Annotated in this window: 21 protein-coding genes; 12 read left to right on the top strand and 9 right to left on the bottom strand. The window is 70.0% G+C overall.

The genetic code is table 11. The annotated features are described in order from the left end of the window. Positions 1 to 2: 2 nt before the first annotated feature. The 5 genes from P0084_RS04320 to P0084_RS04300 are packed head-to-tail and all read left to right on the top strand — an operon-like array spanning position 3 to position 3762. On the top strand, positions 3 to 1649 hold the full coding sequence (locus P0084_RS04320) for a sensor histidine kinase (protein WP_308915817.1): 1647 nt from the start codon (positions 3 to 5) through the stop codon (positions 1647 to 1649). Positions 1650 to 1653: 4 nt separating this feature from the next. Further along, entirely contained in the window at positions 1654 to 2154 is a 501-nt protein-coding gene (locus P0084_RS04315; protein WP_308915584.1) for an HPr kinase/phosphorylase, read from the top strand. A gap of 7 nt (positions 2155 to 2161) precedes the next feature. Beyond that, entirely contained in the window at positions 2162 to 3076 is a 915-nt protein-coding gene (gene rapZ, locus P0084_RS04310; RefSeq protein ID WP_308915583.1) for an RNase adapter RapZ, read from the top strand. Then, the gene (locus P0084_RS04305; protein ID WP_308915582.1) at positions 3073 to 3465 is read left to right on the top strand and encodes a PTS sugar transporter subunit IIA; all 393 of its coding nucleotides are present in this window, start codon (positions 3073 to 3075) and stop codon (positions 3463 to 3465) included. The genes rapZ and P0084_RS04305 overlap by 4 nt, the downstream gene beginning before the upstream one ends. 27 nt (positions 3466 to 3492) lie before the next feature. Beyond that, entirely contained in the window at positions 3493 to 3762 is a 270-nt protein-coding gene (locus P0084_RS04300) for an HPr family phosphocarrier protein (RefSeq protein ID WP_308915581.1), read from the top strand. An 81-nt stretch (positions 3763 to 3843) separates the two neighbouring features. Here P0084_RS04300 and P0084_RS04295 read toward each other — a convergent pair whose 3' ends face one another. After that, complete coding sequence (locus tag P0084_RS04295; RefSeq protein ID WP_308915580.1) at positions 3844 to 4461, bottom strand: hypothetical protein; 618 nt, start codon at positions 4459 to 4461, stop codon at positions 3844 to 3846. Between the two features lie 338 nt (positions 4462 to 4799). Beyond that, complete coding sequence (locus P0084_RS04290) at positions 4800 to 5678, bottom strand: 3-hydroxybutyryl-CoA dehydrogenase (RefSeq protein ID WP_308915579.1); 879 nt, start codon at positions 5676 to 5678, stop codon at positions 4800 to 4802. Positions 5679 to 5847: 169 nt separating this feature from the next. On the opposite strand from P0084_RS04290, the gene P0084_RS04285 reads away from it, so the two are divergent. The 4 genes from P0084_RS04285 to P0084_RS04270 all read left to right on the top strand — a co-directional run bounded on the left by P0084_RS04285 (position 5848) and on the right by P0084_RS04270 (position 10001). Then, the gene (locus P0084_RS04285) at positions 5848 to 6744 is read left to right on the top strand and encodes a DUF6473 family protein (protein ID WP_308915578.1); all 897 of its coding nucleotides are present in this window, start codon (positions 5848 to 5850) and stop codon (positions 6742 to 6744) included. Between the two features lie 106 nt (positions 6745 to 6850). Further along, a complete protein-coding gene (locus tag P0084_RS04280) occupies positions 6851 to 7468 on the top strand; it encodes a FecR family protein (protein ID WP_308915577.1) in 618 nt (205 codons plus the stop codon). Beyond that, positions 7465 to 9324 carry a CHASE2 domain-containing protein gene (locus P0084_RS04275; RefSeq protein WP_308915576.1) on the top strand — a complete coding sequence of 620 codons (1860 nt, stop codon included), beginning with the start codon at positions 7465 to 7467 and terminating at the stop codon, positions 9322 to 9324. The genes P0084_RS04280 and P0084_RS04275 overlap by 4 nt, the downstream gene beginning before the upstream one ends. Then, positions 9321 to 10001 carry a Crp/Fnr family transcriptional regulator gene (locus tag P0084_RS04270; RefSeq protein WP_308915575.1) on the top strand — a complete coding sequence of 227 codons (681 nt, stop codon included), beginning with the start codon at positions 9321 to 9323 and terminating at the stop codon, positions 9999 to 10001. The genes P0084_RS04275 and P0084_RS04270 overlap by 4 nt, the downstream gene beginning before the upstream one ends. Here P0084_RS04270 and P0084_RS04265 read toward each other — a convergent pair. The 7 genes from P0084_RS04265 to P0084_RS04235 form a co-directional block, all read right to left on the bottom strand. Then, a complete protein-coding gene (locus tag P0084_RS04265; RefSeq protein WP_308915574.1) occupies positions 9998 to 10273 on the bottom strand; it encodes a hypothetical protein in 276 nt (91 codons plus the stop codon). The genes P0084_RS04270 and P0084_RS04265 overlap by 4 nt on opposite strands. 139 nt (positions 10274 to 10412) lie before the next feature. Next, positions 10413 to 11339 carry an electron transfer flavoprotein subunit alpha/FixB family protein gene (locus P0084_RS04260; RefSeq protein ID WP_308915573.1) on the bottom strand — a complete coding sequence of 309 codons (927 nt, stop codon included), beginning with the start codon at positions 11337 to 11339 and terminating at the stop codon, positions 10413 to 10415. Then, the gene (locus tag P0084_RS04255) at positions 11340 to 12098 is read right to left on the bottom strand and encodes an electron transfer flavoprotein subunit beta/FixA family protein (RefSeq protein WP_308915572.1); all 759 of its coding nucleotides are present in this window, start codon (positions 12096 to 12098) and stop codon (positions 11340 to 11342) included. A 218-nt stretch (positions 12099 to 12316) separates the two neighbouring features. Beyond that, the gene (locus P0084_RS04250; RefSeq protein WP_308915816.1) at positions 12317 to 12889 is read right to left on the bottom strand and encodes a cob(I)yrinic acid a,c-diamide adenosyltransferase; all 573 of its coding nucleotides are present in this window, start codon (positions 12887 to 12889) and stop codon (positions 12317 to 12319) included. After that, entirely contained in the window at positions 12889 to 13098 is a 210-nt protein-coding gene (locus tag P0084_RS04245; RefSeq protein WP_308915571.1) for a twin transmembrane helix small protein, read from the bottom strand. The genes P0084_RS04250 and P0084_RS04245 overlap by 1 nt, the downstream gene beginning before the upstream one ends. A gap of 22 nt (positions 13099 to 13120) precedes the next feature. Then, positions 13121 to 13942 (bottom strand): SDR family NAD(P)-dependent oxidoreductase, encoded by an 822-nt coding sequence (locus P0084_RS04240; RefSeq protein ID WP_308915570.1) that lies wholly within the window; start codon positions 13940 to 13942, stop codon positions 13121 to 13123. A gap of 22 nt (positions 13943 to 13964) precedes the next feature. Then, the gene (locus P0084_RS04235; RefSeq protein ID WP_308915569.1) at positions 13965 to 14552 is read right to left on the bottom strand and encodes an SH3 domain-containing protein; all 588 of its coding nucleotides are present in this window, start codon (positions 14550 to 14552) and stop codon (positions 13965 to 13967) included. Positions 14553 to 14710: 158 nt separating this feature from the next. Here P0084_RS04235 and P0084_RS04230 point away from each other — a divergent pair, with 158 nt between their 5' ends. From P0084_RS04230 to P0084_RS04220, 3 genes are all read left to right on the top strand, one after another. Then, positions 14711 to 17023 carry a DNA topoisomerase IV subunit A gene (locus tag P0084_RS04230; protein WP_308915568.1) on the top strand — a complete coding sequence of 771 codons (2313 nt, stop codon included), beginning with the start codon at positions 14711 to 14713 and terminating at the stop codon, positions 17021 to 17023. A gap of 184 nt (positions 17024 to 17207) precedes the next feature. After that, positions 17208 to 17630, top strand: a complete 423-nt coding sequence (locus tag P0084_RS04225) for a response regulator (protein ID WP_308915567.1) — start codon at positions 17208 to 17210, stop codon at positions 17628 to 17630. 89 nt (positions 17631 to 17719) lie between these two features. Then, positions 17720 to 18259 (top strand): hypothetical protein, encoded by a 540-nt coding sequence (locus P0084_RS04220; RefSeq protein ID WP_308915566.1) that lies wholly within the window; start codon positions 17720 to 17722, stop codon positions 18257 to 18259. Positions 18260 to 18407: the final 148 nt, after the last annotated feature.

The raw sequence follows: 18407 nt of genomic DNA, 5'->3' as shown, positions 1-18407 counted from the left end.
ACGTGGCGGCCCCCGCCGCGCAGGTCCCGTCCCCCAGGCCGCGCCGCCGGGGTCTGATCGCGCTCGACCGGTCGCCGCTGGCGCGCAAGATCATCCTGTTCAACCTGATCGCCATCGGCGTCCTGGTCTCCGGCGTGCTGTTCCTGGATCCGGGCGACGAATCCCTGACGACGCAGCGCGAACGCGGACTGGTCAACGAGGCCCGCCTGGCCACGAACGTGTTCGAAGCCTCGCTGCCCGCGGGCGAGCCGGTCAATCTGGCCGCGGATGGGGGCGACGCGGCGCGGACCGTGCTGGACGGCGCCGCCCTGCCGCCCGGCGTCACTGTCCACGTCTTCGATTCCGCGGGCGTCCTCGTCGCCCAGGCGGAAGGGGGGGGCGCGGCGGCGGACGTGGTGGGACTGTCGGACGCCGACGAGCGCACGACGCTGATCACCGGGTTCCTGAACGCGGTCTGGTCGCGCCTGGCCGCGATGCGCGGTCCGCAGGTCGCGCCACCCCGGTCCGAGATCGACGTGGCGCGCGCCATGCTGGACGGGGCCCGCCCCGGCGAGACGGTCATCCACGCGCATGACGACGCGGCGGGCGAACGCTACACCGTGACGACGCCGATCCGGCATCGCGGCACGGTGGTCGGCACGCTGGCGATGACCACGGGCACCGGCGAGATCGAGCGCCTCGTCCGGGTCGAGCGCGAGAAGCTGCTGCAGATGTTCGTTCTGGCACTGATGGTGTCCATCGGCCTCAGCCTGGTGCTGGCGTCGACCATCGCGAACCCCCTGTCCGACCTGGCCGCCGCCGCCGAACTGGGCAAGGACCGCAGTGCCGCGCGGCGCGGCGGGCTGACCACGCCGGAGCGGGTGCGCATACCCGACCTGACCGCGCGGCCCGACGAGATCGGGCGCCTGTCGGGCGCGCTCCGCGGCCTCATCAGTGCGCTCTACGACAGGATCGAGTCGAACGAGCAGTTCGCCGCGGACGTGGCGCACGAGATCAAGAACCCCCTCGCGTCCCTGCGGTCCGCGATCGGGACGATGGCCGTCGCCCGGACCGACCTGCAGCGGGCCCGCCTGTTGGAGGTGATCGAGCACGACGTCCGCCGCCTGGACCGACTTGTCAGCGACATCTCGAACGCGTCCCGGCTGGACAGCGAGCTGGTGAAGGAAGACGAGGCGGAGTTCGACCTGGTGCGGATGGTGCGCCGCCTGACGGAGTACCACGCCACGCTGGCCGAAACGGAGGAGATCGACTTCATCGCCGACCTGCCCGCCGCCCCCATCCGCATCACCGGGCTGGAGGACCGCTTGGCGCAGGTCATCGTGAACCTCATCACCAACGCGCTGTCCTTCTGCGAGGAAGGCGATGCCGTGCGCGTCTGGATGCGGCAGCGGCACAACCGCGTGCTGGTCGTGGTCGAGGACACGGGCCCCGGCATACCGGAGGCGGCGCTGTCGAAGGTGTTCGCGCGCTTCTACTCGGAGCGGCCGGAGCATCAGTTCGGCAACCATTCCGGCCTCGGCCTCGCGATCTCCAAGCAGATCGTGGAGGCGCATGGCGGCGTGATCTGGGCGGAGAACATCCGCCCGACGGAAGCGGACGCGACGTCCGATCCGCTGGGCGCGCGGTTCGTCGTGGGGTTGCCGACGTGACGCGATGACCGATCTGCCCCGCCTCCGGCCCGTGGGCGGGCGGGCGGACGCCGTGTCGATGCATGCGACGGCGGTGGCGGTGGACGGCCGGGCGCTGTGCCTGTGCGGGCCCCCGGGCATCGGCAAGTCCGGCATGGCGGCGCAGATGATGGTGGCGGGGGCGGCGCTGGTGGCGGACGACCTGTGCCTGCTGACGCGGGACGGCGGGGGGCTGCGCGTTTCGCGTCCGGACGGCGGCCCCGCGGCGATGGACTTGCGCGGGTTGGGGGTCGTGGGGGTTCCGGTCGTGGCGCAGGCCGAACCGGTCGCGGTCGTCCTGCTCGGGGGCGACCCCCCACGCATTCCGGCACCGGAGGACCTGGACGTGCTGGGCCTGCGCCTCCCCGTGCTGCGCCAGGCGGTGCGGCCCGACACGGCGGCGAAGCTGATCCTGTGGCTGCGGAACACGATGCCGCGACGCAGCGGCACGGGGGCTTGTGGCGGCGGTTCCCGTGGCCATCTGTGATCCGACCATGACCCAGCGTCCCCCCGCCCCGAGCCCGCAGGCCGTCGATGCGCCGGACGTCGTGCTGGTGACCGGGCCGTCGGGCGCCGGCCGCAGCACGGCGATCCACGCGTTGGAGGATGCGGGCTACGAGGCGATCGACAACATGCCCCTGTCGCTGATGCCCCGCCTGTTCGAGGGCGCGCTGCCCGGCCGCTTGGCCCTGGGCGTGGACGTGCGCAACCGCGACTTCGGCGTCGACGCGACCCTGTCCCTGGCCGAGCACCTGCGCCGCGACCCCGCCCGAACCATGCGCCTGCTGTACCTGGACTGCTCCGCCGACCGGCTGGTCGCCCGCTTCTCCGAGACCCGGCGCCGGCACCCGATGAACCCCCACGGCGACGTCGAGGCGGGCGTGGCGCAGGAGTTGGAGATCCTGGCCCCGCTCGTGGACCGGGCCGACGTGGTGATCGACACCACGAACCTGACCGTCCACGACCTGAAGGCGGAGGTGCGGCGCCACCTGTCGGGCGACGGTCGGGCGCTTGCTCTGTCGGTGCAGTCGTTCAGCTACAAGCGGGGGCTGCCGCGGGGGCTGGACATGGTGTTCGACGTGCGCTTCCTGTCCAATCCGCATTGGAACCCCGACCTGCGCCCCCTCACGGGCCTCGACGCGCGCGTGGCCGACCACGTGGCGGCCGATCCGCGGCACGATCCGTTCTTCGGTCGCGTCCTCGATCTGGTGCTCGACCTGCTGCCCGCCTTCCAGGCGGAGGGGCGCGCCCACCTGACCGTCGGGTTCGGCTGCACGGGCGGGCGCCACCGCTCGGTTGCCGTTACGGAAAAGCTCGCCGCCTCCCTTGCGGAGGCCGGGTGGCGGGTGTCTATTCGCCACCGTGAGCTTGACCGCGTCGCGCGCGGGGCCGCCGGGGGTAGCGTATGATCGGCATCGTCATCGTGGCGCATGGTGGCCTGGCGGAGGAGTATCGCCGCGCCATCGAGCACGTGATCGGGCCACAGGACGCGCTGCACGCCATCTCCGTCGGGGCCAGCTGCGACCGCGCCAGCAAGCAGGATGAGATCTGCCGCGCCGCCGACGACGTCGACCAGGGCGACGGCGTGGTCGTGGTCACCGACATGTTCGGGGGTTCGCCCAGCAATCTGTCGATGCCCGCCTGCGTGAAGCGCGACCGCGTCATCTTCTACGGTGCGAACCTCCCCAGCCTCATCAAGCTGGCCCGGTCCCGGCGCAAGCCCGTGGGCGAGGCGGTCGCCTTGGCCAAGGCCGCGGGAACCCGCTACATGGACGTGGTGGAGGGGCCGGGCGCCTGACCACGCATCGTTTGGTCAGGGGGCCCCATGCCGCGCGACACGTTCGAGATCGTCAACGAGAAGGGGCTCCACGCCCGCGCCTCGGCCAAGTTCGTGGAGGTGGTGGAGGCGCACGACGCTACCGCGATCGTGTCCCGCGACGGGCTGGACGCGACCGGCGATTCCCTCATGGGCCTGCTGATGCTGGCCGCCAGCCGCGGCACGACGATCGAGGTGGAGACGACGGGTCCGGACGCGGACGCGCTGTTGGCGGCGCTGGGGGTCCTCGTTGCGGACAAGTTCGGGGAGGGGATGTAGTGGCGCCGTCCGTCGCATCATGCAACCGTCCAGTGTTTTCGATACTGATGGTACGGCTGCGTCTATCAAGAGCCCTCAGAATTACGGCATCAATATTCTGAGAAACGCATCTGCCGAGGGGCACGCCACAGGAGGCAGCGCATCATGTTGTTCCAGCCTCCAGCGCCTCGCTTCCTTCAGACGCTGCATCCATACTATCTCAGTAGAGAGAACCATCGGGTTGCATGAGCGGTGTGCAATAAGACCTTCATATAGATCGGCAGTCTTATGATCCCCCATATGATAATAAATGTCAGCTATCGCGGACACAGTCATAACGATTTCGTCGGATTTCTCTTTGATCGATAATGAAAAAGGACGTGAAATTTGATTATCGACACGGTGTTCTTGCGCAAGCCACTTAAGGGCCGTAAAGCCGTATGATATAGCCTTGCTACGATTCTCTTCCCGTCTGGCAATATCCATACCAAGTAAGAAGAAAGTCAGCATTCGACTTCTCGACGCGGCTACCCCGCCCGTCTCATGTTCTATTTCCTCATCAAGACAGCGATAAGCGTCATCGACCCGCCCCATGACTTCAAAGTCAAGAACGCGCTCCAAGAGTCTCTGGAACGATCTTTGACCATTTGTGATTGTTCTCTCGCTAGTCCAACAGGTATGCTTGTCGATATCGGGAGATATGTTTGCTGTGTCTGGCATCGCCGCAGGTGCCAAAGTGATCAACGAAAAGATGCAGGCTAACGCACGAAAGAGAGTGACTGCTTTTGATCGCATTGATACATCTTTTTCGCGCGTTGTTCCAATTATTAAGACATGCGTCGCCGTATCATGTTCAGGGCCACAGATTGGTAGGGCCTAGAACTTCGGGCTGCGGCAGAAATGCTGTTAGCTCGCGGGGTACATCATCGCTTAGGTCCGTAATATCTCGTATCTCGATAATCCCAATGCGTATTCGCGTGCAAATCGTCATGCAATGACGAATAGCGAAATTAACTTTCGCCGACCGGGATATGCTATGCCAACGATGGGGTCGCCCCCTACCGCGTCGGCACAGGCTCCCCGTCCCCCCGATAGTCGTAGAACCCCCGCTTCGTCTTGCGCCCCAGCCACCCTGCCTCGACGTACTTCACCAGAAGCGGGCAGGGGCGGTACTTGGTGTCCGCCAATCCGTCGTGCAGGACGTTCATGATCGCCAGGCAAGTATCCAAGCCGATGAAGTCCGCCAGGGCCAGCGGACCCATCGGGTGGTTCGCGCCCAGCTTCAGCGCCGTGTCGATCGACGTCACCGTCCCCACCCCTTCATAGAGGGTATAGACCGCCTCGTTGATCATCGGGATCAGGATGCGGTTGACCATGAAGGCGGGGAAGTCCTCCGCTACGGCGGCCTGCTTGTCCAGGCGCTCCACCACCCCCAGGCAGGCGCGGTACGTGTCCTCGTCCGTGGCGATGCCGCGGATCAGCTCGACCAGCTGCATCACGGGGACGGGGTTCATGAAGTGGAACCCCATGAACTTCTCGGGCCGGTCGGTGCGGCTGGCCAGCCGGGTGATCGAGATGCTGGACGTGTTCGACGTCAGGATCGTGTCGGGGCGCAGATGCGGCAACAGGTCCTCGAAGATGGCCTGCTTCACGCTCTCGCGCTCCGTCGCGGCCTCGATGATCAGGTCGGCGGCGCCCAGGTTGGCAAGTGTCAGCGTCGTGCCGATGCGCCCCAGGGCGTCGTCGCGCTCCGCTTCCGTCGTCTTGCCGCGTTCGACCTGCCGGTCCATGTTGCGGCGGATCGTGGCCTGCGCGCGGTCCAGCGCGTCCTGCCCCACGTCGGTCAGCATCACGCCATAGCCCGCCTGCGCGCAGACATGCGCGATGCCGTTGCCCATCTGACCCGCGCCCACGACGCCGATGGTCGATATCTCCATAAGTCCGATCCCCTGGCCCGCGGCTTCGCCGGGACCATAGCGATGCCCTTGCCGCGCACAAGAACGGGGCGGCGGCATCGGTCGCATTCGACACGTATCCGCGCCTTGACCCTTCGGTAAGGCTTGGCCCCCACAACCCACGGGAGACGTGACGAATCGAGCATGTGACATGAGCTTCGAGCGCAGCCCCCCCGGGTCCGACCACGCCCCCTGCCGGTACGGCGACAGCAAGCTGGCCTTCCGCGGACCCGCCGTCGATCCCGCGGCGCCCCACGTCGTGGTGATCGGCTCGTCGGAGGTGCACGGACGCTACGTCCCCGACCCCCTGACCGACCGCCTGGCCCGCGCCCTGGACCGCCCGGTCGCGAACCTCGGCGTGCAGAACGGCGGCGTCGACGTGTTCGCGAAGGACGAGGCGCTCCTGGCGCACGCGGCGGGGGCGGACCTGGCCGTGGTGCAGGTGATGGGCGCGCAGAACCTGTCCAACCGGCTCTACACCGTCCATCCGCGGCGGAACGACCGGTTCCTGCGCCATTCCAAGAAGATGACCAAGCTGTTCCCGGAGGTCGACTTCAGCGACTTCGTCTTCACCGGCCACATGCTGTGCGACCTGCGCGACCGGGACCCGGCGCGGTTCGAGCGCGTGGTCGCCGAGCTGCGGGAGGCCTGGACGGCCCGGATGACCACGCTCCTGGACGGCTTCGCTTGTCCCAAGGTGCTGTTGTGGCTGGACGGGGACGCGGCGCCGGGCGACCTTGGCCGACCGCCGCTCTTCGTCACCGACGCGATGGTCGACGACTTGCGCGACGACGTGGACGTCGTCCTCCGCGCCGACATGCGCACCGCCGACGCGGCGGGCGAGTTCGACGACCTGGACTTCGATCCGTCCGAGGTGGAAAGCGCGCGCCTGACGATGGCCCCGTCCTCGCACGCCACGCTGGCCGACCGGCTGGCGCCGGTCCTGAAGGACCTGCTTTCGCGTGCCGATCCGGCGAGGGAGGTCGATCCGGCCCCGGCCGATCGAACGCCCGGCACGAACGAAGAGGGCGACGCGACCGCCGCCTGACGTCCCGGCTTCCAACAGGGCGCCCCCGGATCCTCGCCGCGCCCTGGACGTGGCGCCCCGATCGGCGCATGGCTTGCCGTAAGGACAGGCCGACCGGGGGAAGTTCATGCCGATACGATCACGACTCGCCGCCGCATCCTGCGCCGTCCTGGTCCTCGTGACACCCGCGGACGCACAGACGGTCGAGGTATGTCAGGTCGTCCGCGTCACCGATGCCGTGGTGCTGGAGCGGGGCGGTCGCTCGGTCGCGGCCGTTCCGGGACACGTCCTGGCCCGCGCCGACCGGATCGGAACCGGTCCCTCGGGGCGTGCCACGTTGCGCTGCAACACGGGGCTCGAGATGACGATCGGCCCTGGGACCTTGATCGCGCTCGAACGCATCATGGCCCCGGGTCGCGAACGCCCGGGCGTGGACCTGTTCCGGGGCATAGCCGGGTTCTTCCTCGACCGCGGCCGCCCGGGTGGGTTCGAGGTCCGCACGCCGTCCGCCGTCGCGGCCGTTCGGTCCACCACGTGGGCCGTCGCCGTCGAGGATCGTGCCACCGCAGCGTTCGTGTCGAAGGGCCGGGTGCTGGTGGCCGGTCGCGGTGGCGCCGTCGCGTTGGACGCGGGCGAGGGGGTCGACGTCACGGCCGACGGCGTGATCGGGCCGCCGAAATCCTGGGGTGCTGAACGGATCGAAGGGTTCGCCCGAAGGCTCGGGGGTGACTGGACGGCACGGTGACGTCCATCCGTCGCGCCTGGCCCCTCGTGGCCTTCGCCGCCCTGACGGGACTGCTGCTTGGGGCGTTGCAGCCGGGTGCGTCCACCGGATTCGGGCGGGCGGTCGAGGGATGGTCGCTGGACCTGCGCTTCGCCTTGCGGGGGCCCTTGGCGTCGCCGGACGGAGTGGCCGTCGTTCTGATCGACGACCGCGACATCGCGGCGTTGGGTGAGTTCCCGCCACCGCGCGCCGCCCTGGCCGACGCCGTCCGCGCGATCGACGCGCGCGGCGCGGCCGGGATCGCGCTGGACCTGCTGTTGCTCGGTCCGCGCGACGGCGACCCGGCCCTGGCGGCCGCGCTGGCCGGCATCGTCCCGACCCCCGTCCTGGCGGTCGCGCGGGGCGATGGTCCGGATGGCGCACCCCCCGCCGCCGCTCCCGATCTGACGCGCAGCGGGTTCGACGTGCTGGTGGACATGCCCGATCTCTTCGCGGCCGTCCCCCGCGCGCCGGTCGCGTCCCTCGCGGCGGCATCCGTCATGGGGCACGCGAACGTCGTGCTGGAACCAGACGGCGCGTTGCGCCGCATCCCCGCGGGCCGACGTCTGATGGGGGAGGACGGGGAAACCTGGGTTCCGGCCCTGGCCCTATCTGCCGTCCGGCAGGCCGTGCCCGAACGGTTCGCGCCGCTGATCCTGCGCGGCCGGGGGGCCGATGGTGCGCCTGGCAGCGCGGTGCAGACGCCCGCCGCCGCGATACCCCTGGACCGGTTCGGCGCGGTGCCGCTGGTCTATCACGGCCCGCGTGGCACCGTGCCCACATGGCCACTGCGCGACGTGGCCGTGGCGGACCTGGCGGGGCGGGTGGTGTTCCTCGGGATCGACGTCGCCGGTGCGGGTGACCGTCACGCCACCCCCTTCGATCCGATGCTGCCGGGGGTCGAGGCGCAGGCCACGCTGGCGGCGAACCTTTTGGACGGACGGCATCTCCGCCGCGACCCCGCGACCTGGGCGATCGACCTGACCATCGCACCGGTCCTGGCCGTGCTGACGGTGCTGGCGGCGGGGCTGGCCCCGCCCGTGACGGGTCCGCTCCTGGCGGCGGGGGTTTGGGGGGCGGCCGCGGGTGGGCTGCAATGGGCCTTCGTGTCCGGCCTGTGGCTCGACGGGGCGACGGCGCTGGCGGCCCTGACCCTGGGGACCGGGACGGGTATGGCGGTTCGCACGATCCGTGGAACCCGCCGCGCCGCGAACCTGGGCCGCTATCAATCGCCCCTGATGGTCGACGCCCTGGCCGACGCCGCGCGACCCGGTTTCGACGGCCGCGCGCAGCAGGCCGCGGCGGTCTTCGTCGACCTGGCGGGTTACACCGCCCTGGCGCAACGCGCGGGCCCGGACGGCGCCGTGGCCCTGCTGCGCCGGTTCCACGACGCCGTCGCAGAATGCGCCGCCCGCCACCGGGGGGTGGTCGAGGGCTTCGCGGGCGACGGCGCCATGGTGATCTTCGGCCTGCCCGAACCGCGCCCCGGCGATGCGGCGGCGGCGCTCGACTTCGTGGGCGACATCCGCGCGACGACGACCGGCATCGCGCCGGTGCGGATCGGTGCGCATTGGGGCAGGGTGCGCGCGACGGTGGCGGGCGCCGCGCGGCACCGCCACGTGACAATCGCCGGAGACGTGGTGAACACCGCCAGCCGCCTCCAGGGGGTCGCGAAGGACCAGGGCCACGCGGTCGTGCTGTCGGACGCCCTGCTGCAGCAGGACGGCGATCCCGCGGCGCGCACCGCGGCACTGGGGCTGCGGGACATCGGGCTTCACGAACTCCGCGGGCGTGACGGACATGTCCACCTGTGGGGCGACGGCGGGCGACCGGAATGACGGACCGGGTGGCGATCCTGCACGACACCGGCCTGTTCGATGGGCTGGACGTCCCGGCCCTCCATGCCCTGGCCCGGGCCTGCACGCTGCAACGTCTGGATCGCGGCCAGACACTGTTCGACGCGGGCGATCCGGCGGATGGCCTCCGTGTGGTGCTGGACGGCCTGATAAGGGTCTGGATCGGCACGCCCGCGGGGCGGGAGGTGACGGTGGCCCTGGCCGAACCGGGCGATCTCCTGGGGGAGATCGCGCTGCTCGACGGCGCGCCCCGCAGCGCGGGTGCGACGGCGATGGAGCCCGCCACGATCCTGTTCCTTCCCCGCGTGGCGTTCCGGGCCGCCTTCGACGCATTCCCGGATCTGCGGACCCATCTGATCGGCGTCGTCTGCGCCCGCCTGCGCGCCCTGACCGGACGGTTCGGGGCCGCCACGCTGCTGACGCTGCGCGCGCGGGTGGCCGGTCTGCTGCACGACCTCGCGCAATCGCACGCCACGGCTCATGGTCCGGGCGCACGGTTCCGCCGTCGGTTCGGCCAGGCCGAACTCGCCGCCATGCTGGGCGTCACGCGCGAGGCGACGAACAAGCAATTGGCCGCCCTGACGGCGGACGGCCTCGTCGCGATGGACGGGGGCGTCCTGTGGATCCCCGATCTGGCGGCCCTGGCGGACGCGTCCTAGGCGGGGACCCGGCGGTCGCGCCGGCGGGCGAGGATCACGCGGACCAGCCCGACCGTGTTCCCGCACATCGTCGCTCCCGTCCCCAGGATCGCGGGCCAGAGCGGATCGTCCGTCACGGCGAAGTAATAGGCGAGGTAGTGGAACGATCCGGCCAGCAGGATGGTCCGCAACACGATCTGGTCGCGGAACGCGCCGCCGATCGCGTGCAGACCGGCACCGATCAGCACCAGCCAACCGATCGGATCGACCATCGCCGCCATCACCTCGTCCATCGTCGCCCCCCGCTCATCCGTCCGATGGGGACGGCTAACGCCGGGGCGGCGGCGGGTCTGTGATGCGGATCACAGGGGTAGGGAAGGGCACAACAGGCCCCGGCCGATATTAGGCCGGGACCGGTGTGTCGGCACGGGCCTACAGCTTTTCGGTCAGCTCCGGCACGGCGGTGAACAGGTCAGCGACGAGGCCGTAATCGGCGATCTGGAAGATAGGCGCCTCCTCGTCCTTGTTGATCGCGACGATCACCTTGCTGTCCTTCATGCCGGCCAGGTGCTGGATCGCGCCGGAGATGCCGACCGCGACATAGAGCTCGGGCGCCACGACCTTGCCGGTCTGCCCCACCTGCCAGTCGTTGGGGGCATAGCCGGAATCGACTGCCGCGCGCGACGCGCCCACCGCGGCGCCCAGCTTGTCGGCCAGCTTCTCCACGATCTCGAACCCGTCCTCGGACCCGATGCCGCGCCCGCCCGACACGACGCGGCCTGCACTGGTCAGTTCGGGTCGGTCGCTCGCGGCGACCTTGTCCTCCAGCCATTCGGACAGGCCGGGGTCGTCCGACACGGACACGGTCTCGATCGGGGTGGACGCGCCGTCGCCCGCCAGGTCGAAGCCCGCGGTGCGGATCGTCATCACCTTGACCGGGTCGGACGACTTCACCGTCTGGATCGCGTTGCCCGCATAGATCGGGCGCAGGAACGTGTCGCCGTCCACGATGCCGCTGACGTCCGACAGGACCATCACGTCCAGCAGGGCCGCGACGCGGGGCATCACGTTCTTCGCGTCGGTGGTCGACGGGGCGACGATGTGCGTGTAGCCCTCCGCCATCCCCGCGATCAGCGCCGCGGTGGGTTCGGCTAGGCGGTGGCCGAGGGTCGCGTCCTCGGCCACCAGGACCTTCGACGCGCCCTGCAGCGTGGCGGCCGTCTCGGCGGCGGCCGACGCCTGGGCGCCCGCGCACAGGATATGCACGTCGCCCAGCTGGGCCGCGGCGGTCAGCGCCTTGGCGGTGGCATCCACGGCCAGTTGGCCGTCGGTGACTTCGGCGATCAGAAGGACGGACATTCAGACGGCTCCCGCTTCTTTCAGTTTCTCGACCAGCTCGTCCACCGACGCGACCATCTCGCCCGCCTTGCGCAGCTCCGGCTCGGAGGTCTTGACCACGGACAGCCGGGGCGTGGTGTCCACGCCCAGATCCGCCGGCGTCTTAGTGTCCAGAGGCTTCTTCTTAGCCTTCATGATGTTGGGCAGCGACGCATAGCGCGGCTCGTTCAGGCGAAGGTCCACGGTGACGATCGCGGGCAGCTTGACCTTTATGGTCTGCAGGCCGCCATCGACCTCCCGCGTCACGGTGGCGGTTTCGCCGTCCACCGACAGTTCGGACGCGAAGGTGGCCTGCGCCCAACCCGTCAGCGCGGCCAGCATCTGGCCGGTGGCGTTCATGTCGTTGTCGATCGCCTGCTTGCCCGCCAGGACCAGCTGCGGCTGCTCCTCGTCGACGATGGCCTTCAGCAGCTTGGCGACGGCCAGGGGCTCCACGTCCTCGTTCACGTCCTCGGTCGCCTGGACCAGGATGGCGCGGTCCGCGCCCATCGCCAGCGCCGTGCGCAGCGTTTCCTGGTTCTTGGGCGTGCCGATGGACACGGCGACCACCTCGGTCGCGGTGCCCTTCTCCTTCAAGCGGATGGCCTCCTCGACCGCGATCTCGTCGAAGGGGTTCATGGACATCTTGACGTTGGCCAGGTCCACGCCCGACCCGTCGGCCTTCACGCGCACCTTCACGTTGTAGTCGATCACCCGCTTCACGGGCACGAGGACTTTCATGGCTGTTCCTCCGGCAGGTTTGGCGGGAGGGATAGCGGACCGGACGACCCGACGACAGGCGAAAAACGACGCACCGGCCCCCACCGACGCAACGTTCTGACGTTCACGTCACAAGATCGGACCGACCGGCCGCGCTTCGACGTCGACTGCCGTTCACATCCGATTTCGAATTCCCGGATCGATCCTTCCAGCCGCCGACGGCTCAGACGCCGACGGCATCAGCGGTTCGCGCCCGGAACCCACAGCACGTCCGCTTTGCCGTCGTCGTTCGCGATGCGCGATGCCACGAAGAACCAGTCGGACAGGCGGTTGAGGTACTTGACCGCCGCCTCCGTCACCTCCGCGTCCTGGGACAGCCCCATCGTCAGGCGCTCGGCCCGCCGCGTGACGGTCCGGCACAGGTGCAGGTGCGCGGCCAGGGGCGATCCGCCCGGCAACACGAAGGAACGCAGGGGCTCCAGCGCGTCGTTCATCGCGTCGATCTCCGCCTCCAGGCGGTCCACCTGGGCGGGCACCATGCGCAGGGGCGGGTATTCGGCCTCCGCGTCCTTCGACGGGTCGGGGCGGCACAGGTCGGCGCCCAGGTCGAACAGATCGTTCTGGATGCGCGACAACGCCGCGTCCATGTCGCCCCGTGCATGCAGGCGGGCCATGCCGATCGTGGCGTTGGCTTCATCCACCGTGCCGTAGGCGTCGACCCTGTGGTCGGTCTTGGGCACCCGGGTCCCGTCGCCCAGCGCGGTCGTGCCCGCATCGCCCGTGCGGGTGTAGATCTTCGACAGCACCACCATCAGTTCGCCCCCGTGGACCGGAGCCATACGAAGCCCACCAGCAGGAGCACCGCGAGGAACTGCATCCCGACGCGCCACCGCATGATCTTGTTCGCGTGCTTCTTGTTGAACTCGCCACCCTTGGCGAAGCCCCCGATCCCCAGGATCAGGATCCCCAGCACCACGAGGCATGCCAGGACGATGACGTAGAAAAGGGGGTCGTCGCGCATGCGGGATCCTTCGGCCGGTCGCTCAGTTGCGCGACAAGATGGTGTCGAGCATCCTCGTGGAAAGGGCGCGGCGCGCGATTGTGGCCACCCGCGTCGGCGCCGTCACGCGATAGCGCGCCCGCGGGCGGCGGTCGGTCAGCGCGCGCAACAGCGCGTCCGTGACGGCGCGGGGGGGCACCTCGAACCGGTCGGGGGCCTCCGACCCGAACCGCTCCAGCAGCGCGCCGTAGCGGTCGGCGTTGGGCGACGCCCGCCAGTCGATCCACCGCTCGAACTGCGCCCGCGCGTTCCTGCGGAAGGCGGTGCGCACCGGCCCGGGCTGGATCAGCGAGACGTGGATCCCGCTGCCACGCAACTCCAGCCGCAGCGTGTCCGTCAGCCCTTCCAGCGCGAACTTGCTCGCGACGTACGCCCCCCGCCATGGCGCGGCCACGAAGCCCAGCACGCTGCTGCACTGCACGATCCGCCCCTGGCCCCGCGCCCGCATGACGGGCAGCGCGCGCCGCGTAAGGTCGTGCCAGCCGACGACGTTGGCCTGCAGGATGGCGGAAAGCGCGGGGCCGGGCAGATCCTCCACCAGGCCGGGGATCGCATAGGCGCCGTTGTTGAACAGCGCGTCCAGCGTCCCGCCGGTGGCGTCCAGCACAGCGTCCAGACCGCTCGCGATCGTGTCCGGGCGTTCGTAGTCGATCAGCGGCGCCGCAAACCCCAGCGCGCGCAGGGCGTCGCAATCCGCGGGCTTGCGGCAGGCGGCGAACACCCGCCAGCCCAGCGCGTGCAGATGCAACGCGGCATCGCGCCCGATGCCCGACGAGCAGCCGGTGACGAGGATGGACCGCGCCATGGGCGGGGTCGGGCGCGGGGTCTTATGCGGGCGCCAGGAAGCGGCCCGACATGAAGCCGGTCTGCCCCGTCGCGGGATCGCGCAACTCGACCCAGCCCGACGGGTCGTCAGCGATCCGCTCGACGCGCGTGCCCTCGGTCAGGGATCCCACGACGCGGTTCTGCGTCGACGGCCCCGCGCGCAGGTTCACCCGGCTGCCCGTGACGACCAGCATGTCCGCCGCGCCCCCGGATGCCTGAGCATCCAGGCCGATGGCCGGGTCCAGCGCCGTGTCCGCCGCGGGCTCCGCGATCAACGAGATGCGGACCGGCTCGCCGATCGGTGCGCGCACCGTATAGGTCGCGCCCGGATCGGGGGTGGAGGCCGCGATGACCGCCGCATCGGGCACCGCGATGCCGGAACCGCCGGCAACCGCGTCGCGCGTCACGACGCCGCGCGTGCTGGCCTGCGTGTCCAGGATGACGGGACGGTCGTATTCGGCGGCGTTGGCCGCCATGATGGCCGGCGCCTGGGACGGCGCCTCCGCCACCAGGACGGCCTCCTCCGGCTCGCCCCAGATCGACAGTCCCGCGAAAAGGGCGGCGGCGAGGGTGAAGGTCAATCGCAGCATATCAATTCTCTCCTGACGGCAACTCGTCACGCATCGAATCACCAACGCACCGAACGGGGCCGTCGGTTCCCCCGGATGTCGGGGAGGTATCACACTCCACCCCTAGCAGAACCCTCCGCCTGCTTGTCCGCCTAAGAATACGTGAATACACCGTTGCGATGACCGACACGCCCATCGACCCCGACGCCGCCATCGTGGCCGAGCCGCTGCGTCGCGCCATCGGCGCGCGCTACCTGACCTACGCGCTCAGCACCATCATGCACCGCGCGCTGCCCGACGCGCGCGACGGGCTGAAGCCCGTGCACCGCCGCATCCTCTACGCGATGCGCGAGCTGGGGCTGCGGCCCACCGGCGCGTTCCGAAAGTCCGCGAAGATCTCCGGCGACGTGATGGGCAACTACCACCCCCACGGCGACGGCGCGATCTACGACGCCATGGCGCGATTGGCGCAGGACTTCACCATCCGATACCCCTTGGTGGACGGGCAGGGGAACTTCGGCAACGTCGACGGCGACAACCCCGCCGCCGCCCGCTACACCGAGGCCCGCCTGACGGCAGCTGCCGAAGCGCTGCTGGACGGATTGGACGCCGACGCGGTGGACTACCGCGACAACTACGACGGGACCCTGCGCGAACCGGTCGTCCTGCCCGCCGCCTTTCCGAACCTCCTGGCCAACGGGGCCGCCGGCATCGCGGTGGGGATGGCGACCAACATCCCGCCCCACAACCTCGACGAGCTGATCGCCGCCTGCCTGCACCTCATCAAGTCGCCGAATGCCCGCGACGACACCTTGCTCGAACACGTGCCGGGTCCCGACTTCCCCACCGGCGGCGTCGTGGTCGAGCCGCCCGAGAACATCGCCGAAGCCTACCGCACGGGGCGCGGCGCCTTCCGCCTGCGCGCCCGTTGGGTGATCGAGGATCTGGGCAAGGGCCAGTGGCAGGTCGTCGTAACCGAGATCCCCTACCAAGTCCCCAAGTCCCGCCTGATCGAGAAGCTGGCCGAGCTGATCCATTCCCGGAAGGTCCCCATCCTCGCCGACATCCGCGACGAGAGCGCGGACGACATCCGCATCGTGCTGGAACCGCGGTCCCGCAACGTCGATCCCGCCACGATGATGGCGACCCTGTTCCGCCTGTCCGATCTGGAAACGCGGTTCAGCCTGAACATGAACGTCCTGATCGACGGCGTCACGCCGAAGGTCTGCTCGCTGCGCGAGGTGCTGCGCGCCTTCCTGGACCACCGCCAGGACGTCCTGCGCCGCCGGTCCCGCCACCGCATTGGCAAGATCGACCACCGGCTGGAGGTGCTGGAAGGCTTCATCCTCGCCTATCTGAACCTCGACCGCGTGATCGACGTCATCCGCTACGACGACGCGCCCAAGCAGGCGTTGATGCACAGCCCGTGGGGCGAGCCCTACGCGCGGGCGGCGGACGAGGGGGCCTACGTCTCCCCCCTGCCGGCGAAGGGGGATCCCACCTTGTCCGACGTCCAGGCGGAGGCGATCCTCAACATGCGCCTGCGCGCCCTGCGCCGGCTGGAGGAGATGGCCCTGATCCGCGAGCGCGACGCCCTGATGGCCGAACGCGCGGGCCTGGCCGACCTGCTGGACGACGACGCGCTGCAATGGAAGGCCATCGCCGCCGAGCTGCGCGCCGTGCGCAAGGCATTCGGCAAGGGCACCGAACTGGGCGCGCGGCGCACCGGCTTCGATCTGCCCGGCGACGTGGCGGAGGTGCCCCTGGAAGCCATGATCGAGCGGGAGCCGGTGACGGTGGTCTGCTCCCGCATGGGGTGGATCCGCGCCCTGTCCGGGCACCAGGCGCTCGACAAGGACCTCAAGTACAAGGACGGCGACGCCCGCGCCTTCGTGTTCCACGCCGAGACCACGGACCGGCTGATCGCCTGGGCGTCCAACGGACGGGCCTATACGATCCGCGCCAGCGACCTGCCGGGCGGGCGCGGGATGGGCGAACCCCTGCGCCTGATGGTGGACCTGCCGCAGGAGGCCGAGATCGTGGACCTGTTCGTCCACGCGCCCGGCCGCAGGCTGGTGGTCGCATCGGCGGCCGGCGACGGCTTCGTGGTCGCGGAGGACGAGCTGATCGCGAACCGCCGCGCCGGCAAGCAGGTCCTCAACGTCCGCGGCGACGTCGCGGCCCTGCCGCCCGTGGTCGCCGACGGCGACCACCTGGCCTGCGTCGGCGACAACCGCAAGATGCTGGTCTTCCCCCTGTCCGACCTGCCGGAGATGCCGCGCGGCAAGGGGGTGCGCCTCCAGCGGTTCAAGGATGGCGGCCTGTCGGACCTGCGCGTCGTGACGCTCGCTGATGGCCTGCGCTGGCGCGATCCGGCCGGACGGGTGCGCCACCAGGCGGATCTCTCCGACTGGCAGGGCGCGCGCGCCTCCGCCGGACGCATGGCGCCCAGGGGCTTTCCCCGCGACAACCGCTTCGACACCGGCGTCTGACGCGCCGGTCGCGGGCCCGTTCACCGAATATCGCGTAAGGCATTGAAATCGGGACGCCGCCGGGTCACACATCGCCTATCGATGGGGGGTGAAGCGATGGGACCGCTTGGGGCGGAAGGATACGGATCGGACATCCGCCGGCGGATCGCGCTGGCCGGGGCGCAAGGTGTCGATGGTCGTCGGCATGCGTGACGACATGGACGGGGCCGGGGCGATGCCCGCGACGATGGCGGCCGTGTCCCGGCCCGCGTTCCCGGACCGCGTTCTGGTGGTCGAGGACAACCTGCTCATCGCGATGGACATCGAGGACATGATGACCGCGATGGGCGCGGGGGTCGTGGACGTCGCGTCCTCGGTCGCCGGCGCGATGGCGGCCATCGACGCGGCCGCGCCGGACTGCGCCGTCCTCGACGTGAACCTGGGCGCCGAGACGTCGATCCCGGTTGCCGAACGGCTGGCCGCCGCGGGCGTCCCGCTCCTGTTCGTGTCCGGCTATGGCGACGGGATGGTCCGGCCCGACGCGCTCGCGGGCGCTCCGGTGATCGCCAAGCCGTTCACCGGGGGCGCCATGGCCGCGGCGATCCGGACACTGCTGTCGGGTGATTGATCGGATCCCGTCCGTTCCGGCTTGCGCCCCGGGGACCGGCCCGGCGACATGGCCCCGATGAACACGGGCCGATCATCGGGAGGCGCCGCATGAAGACCCTGACCCGCCGCGCGATGGGGCCGCTGGCCCTCGGGGGGCTGGCCGCCTGCGCCGCGCCCGATCCCCTGACCGAGGAGGCGGTGGACCTGGGCCGGTTCCAGCTGGTCGCACCAATCGTCGTCACGCGGAACGCCCAGAAGGTCCCGCCCAGCCGCGACGGCGATTTGGACCAATGGCAGGCCGTGATGGAGGAGGAGCTGTCCCGCCGGTTCGGACGCTATCGCGGCGGCACCGACTACTACATCGCGCTCAACCTCGACGGCTATTCGCTGGCGCCGCCGGGGATCCCCGTCGTCCTGTCGCCCAAGTCGATCCTGGTCGTCACCGCGAACCTTTGGACCGCCGATCCGCAGGAGAAGGTCGCCGGACCCGAGCAGCTGACCACCTTCGAGGGGGCGGACGGGCTGTTCATCGGATCGGGGCTGATGAAGGACGGTGACGCGCAGATGCGCACGCTGGCCCGGAACATGGCCCGCAAGGTGCAGGGCTGGATGCGGCGCAACCCGGAGGCCCTGGGCCTGTCCACCTGAGCGCTTGCGCTCCAACGGCACCCCCGCTAGACGGCGCGCGGAATCAGGACCGGGGCCGCGCGCGGCCCCTTTGCGACTTATGGGGTCACCGAGATGGCGAAGGCGAAGTTCGAGCGTAACAAGCCGCATGTGAACATTGGCACGATTG

This window comes from Jannaschia maritima (assembly GCF_030973515.1).
Taxonomy (GTDB): domain Bacteria; phylum Pseudomonadota; class Alphaproteobacteria; order Rhodobacterales; family Rhodobacteraceae; genus Jannaschia; species Jannaschia maritima.
This window is presented reverse-complemented; position numbering and strand designations above follow the sequence as displayed.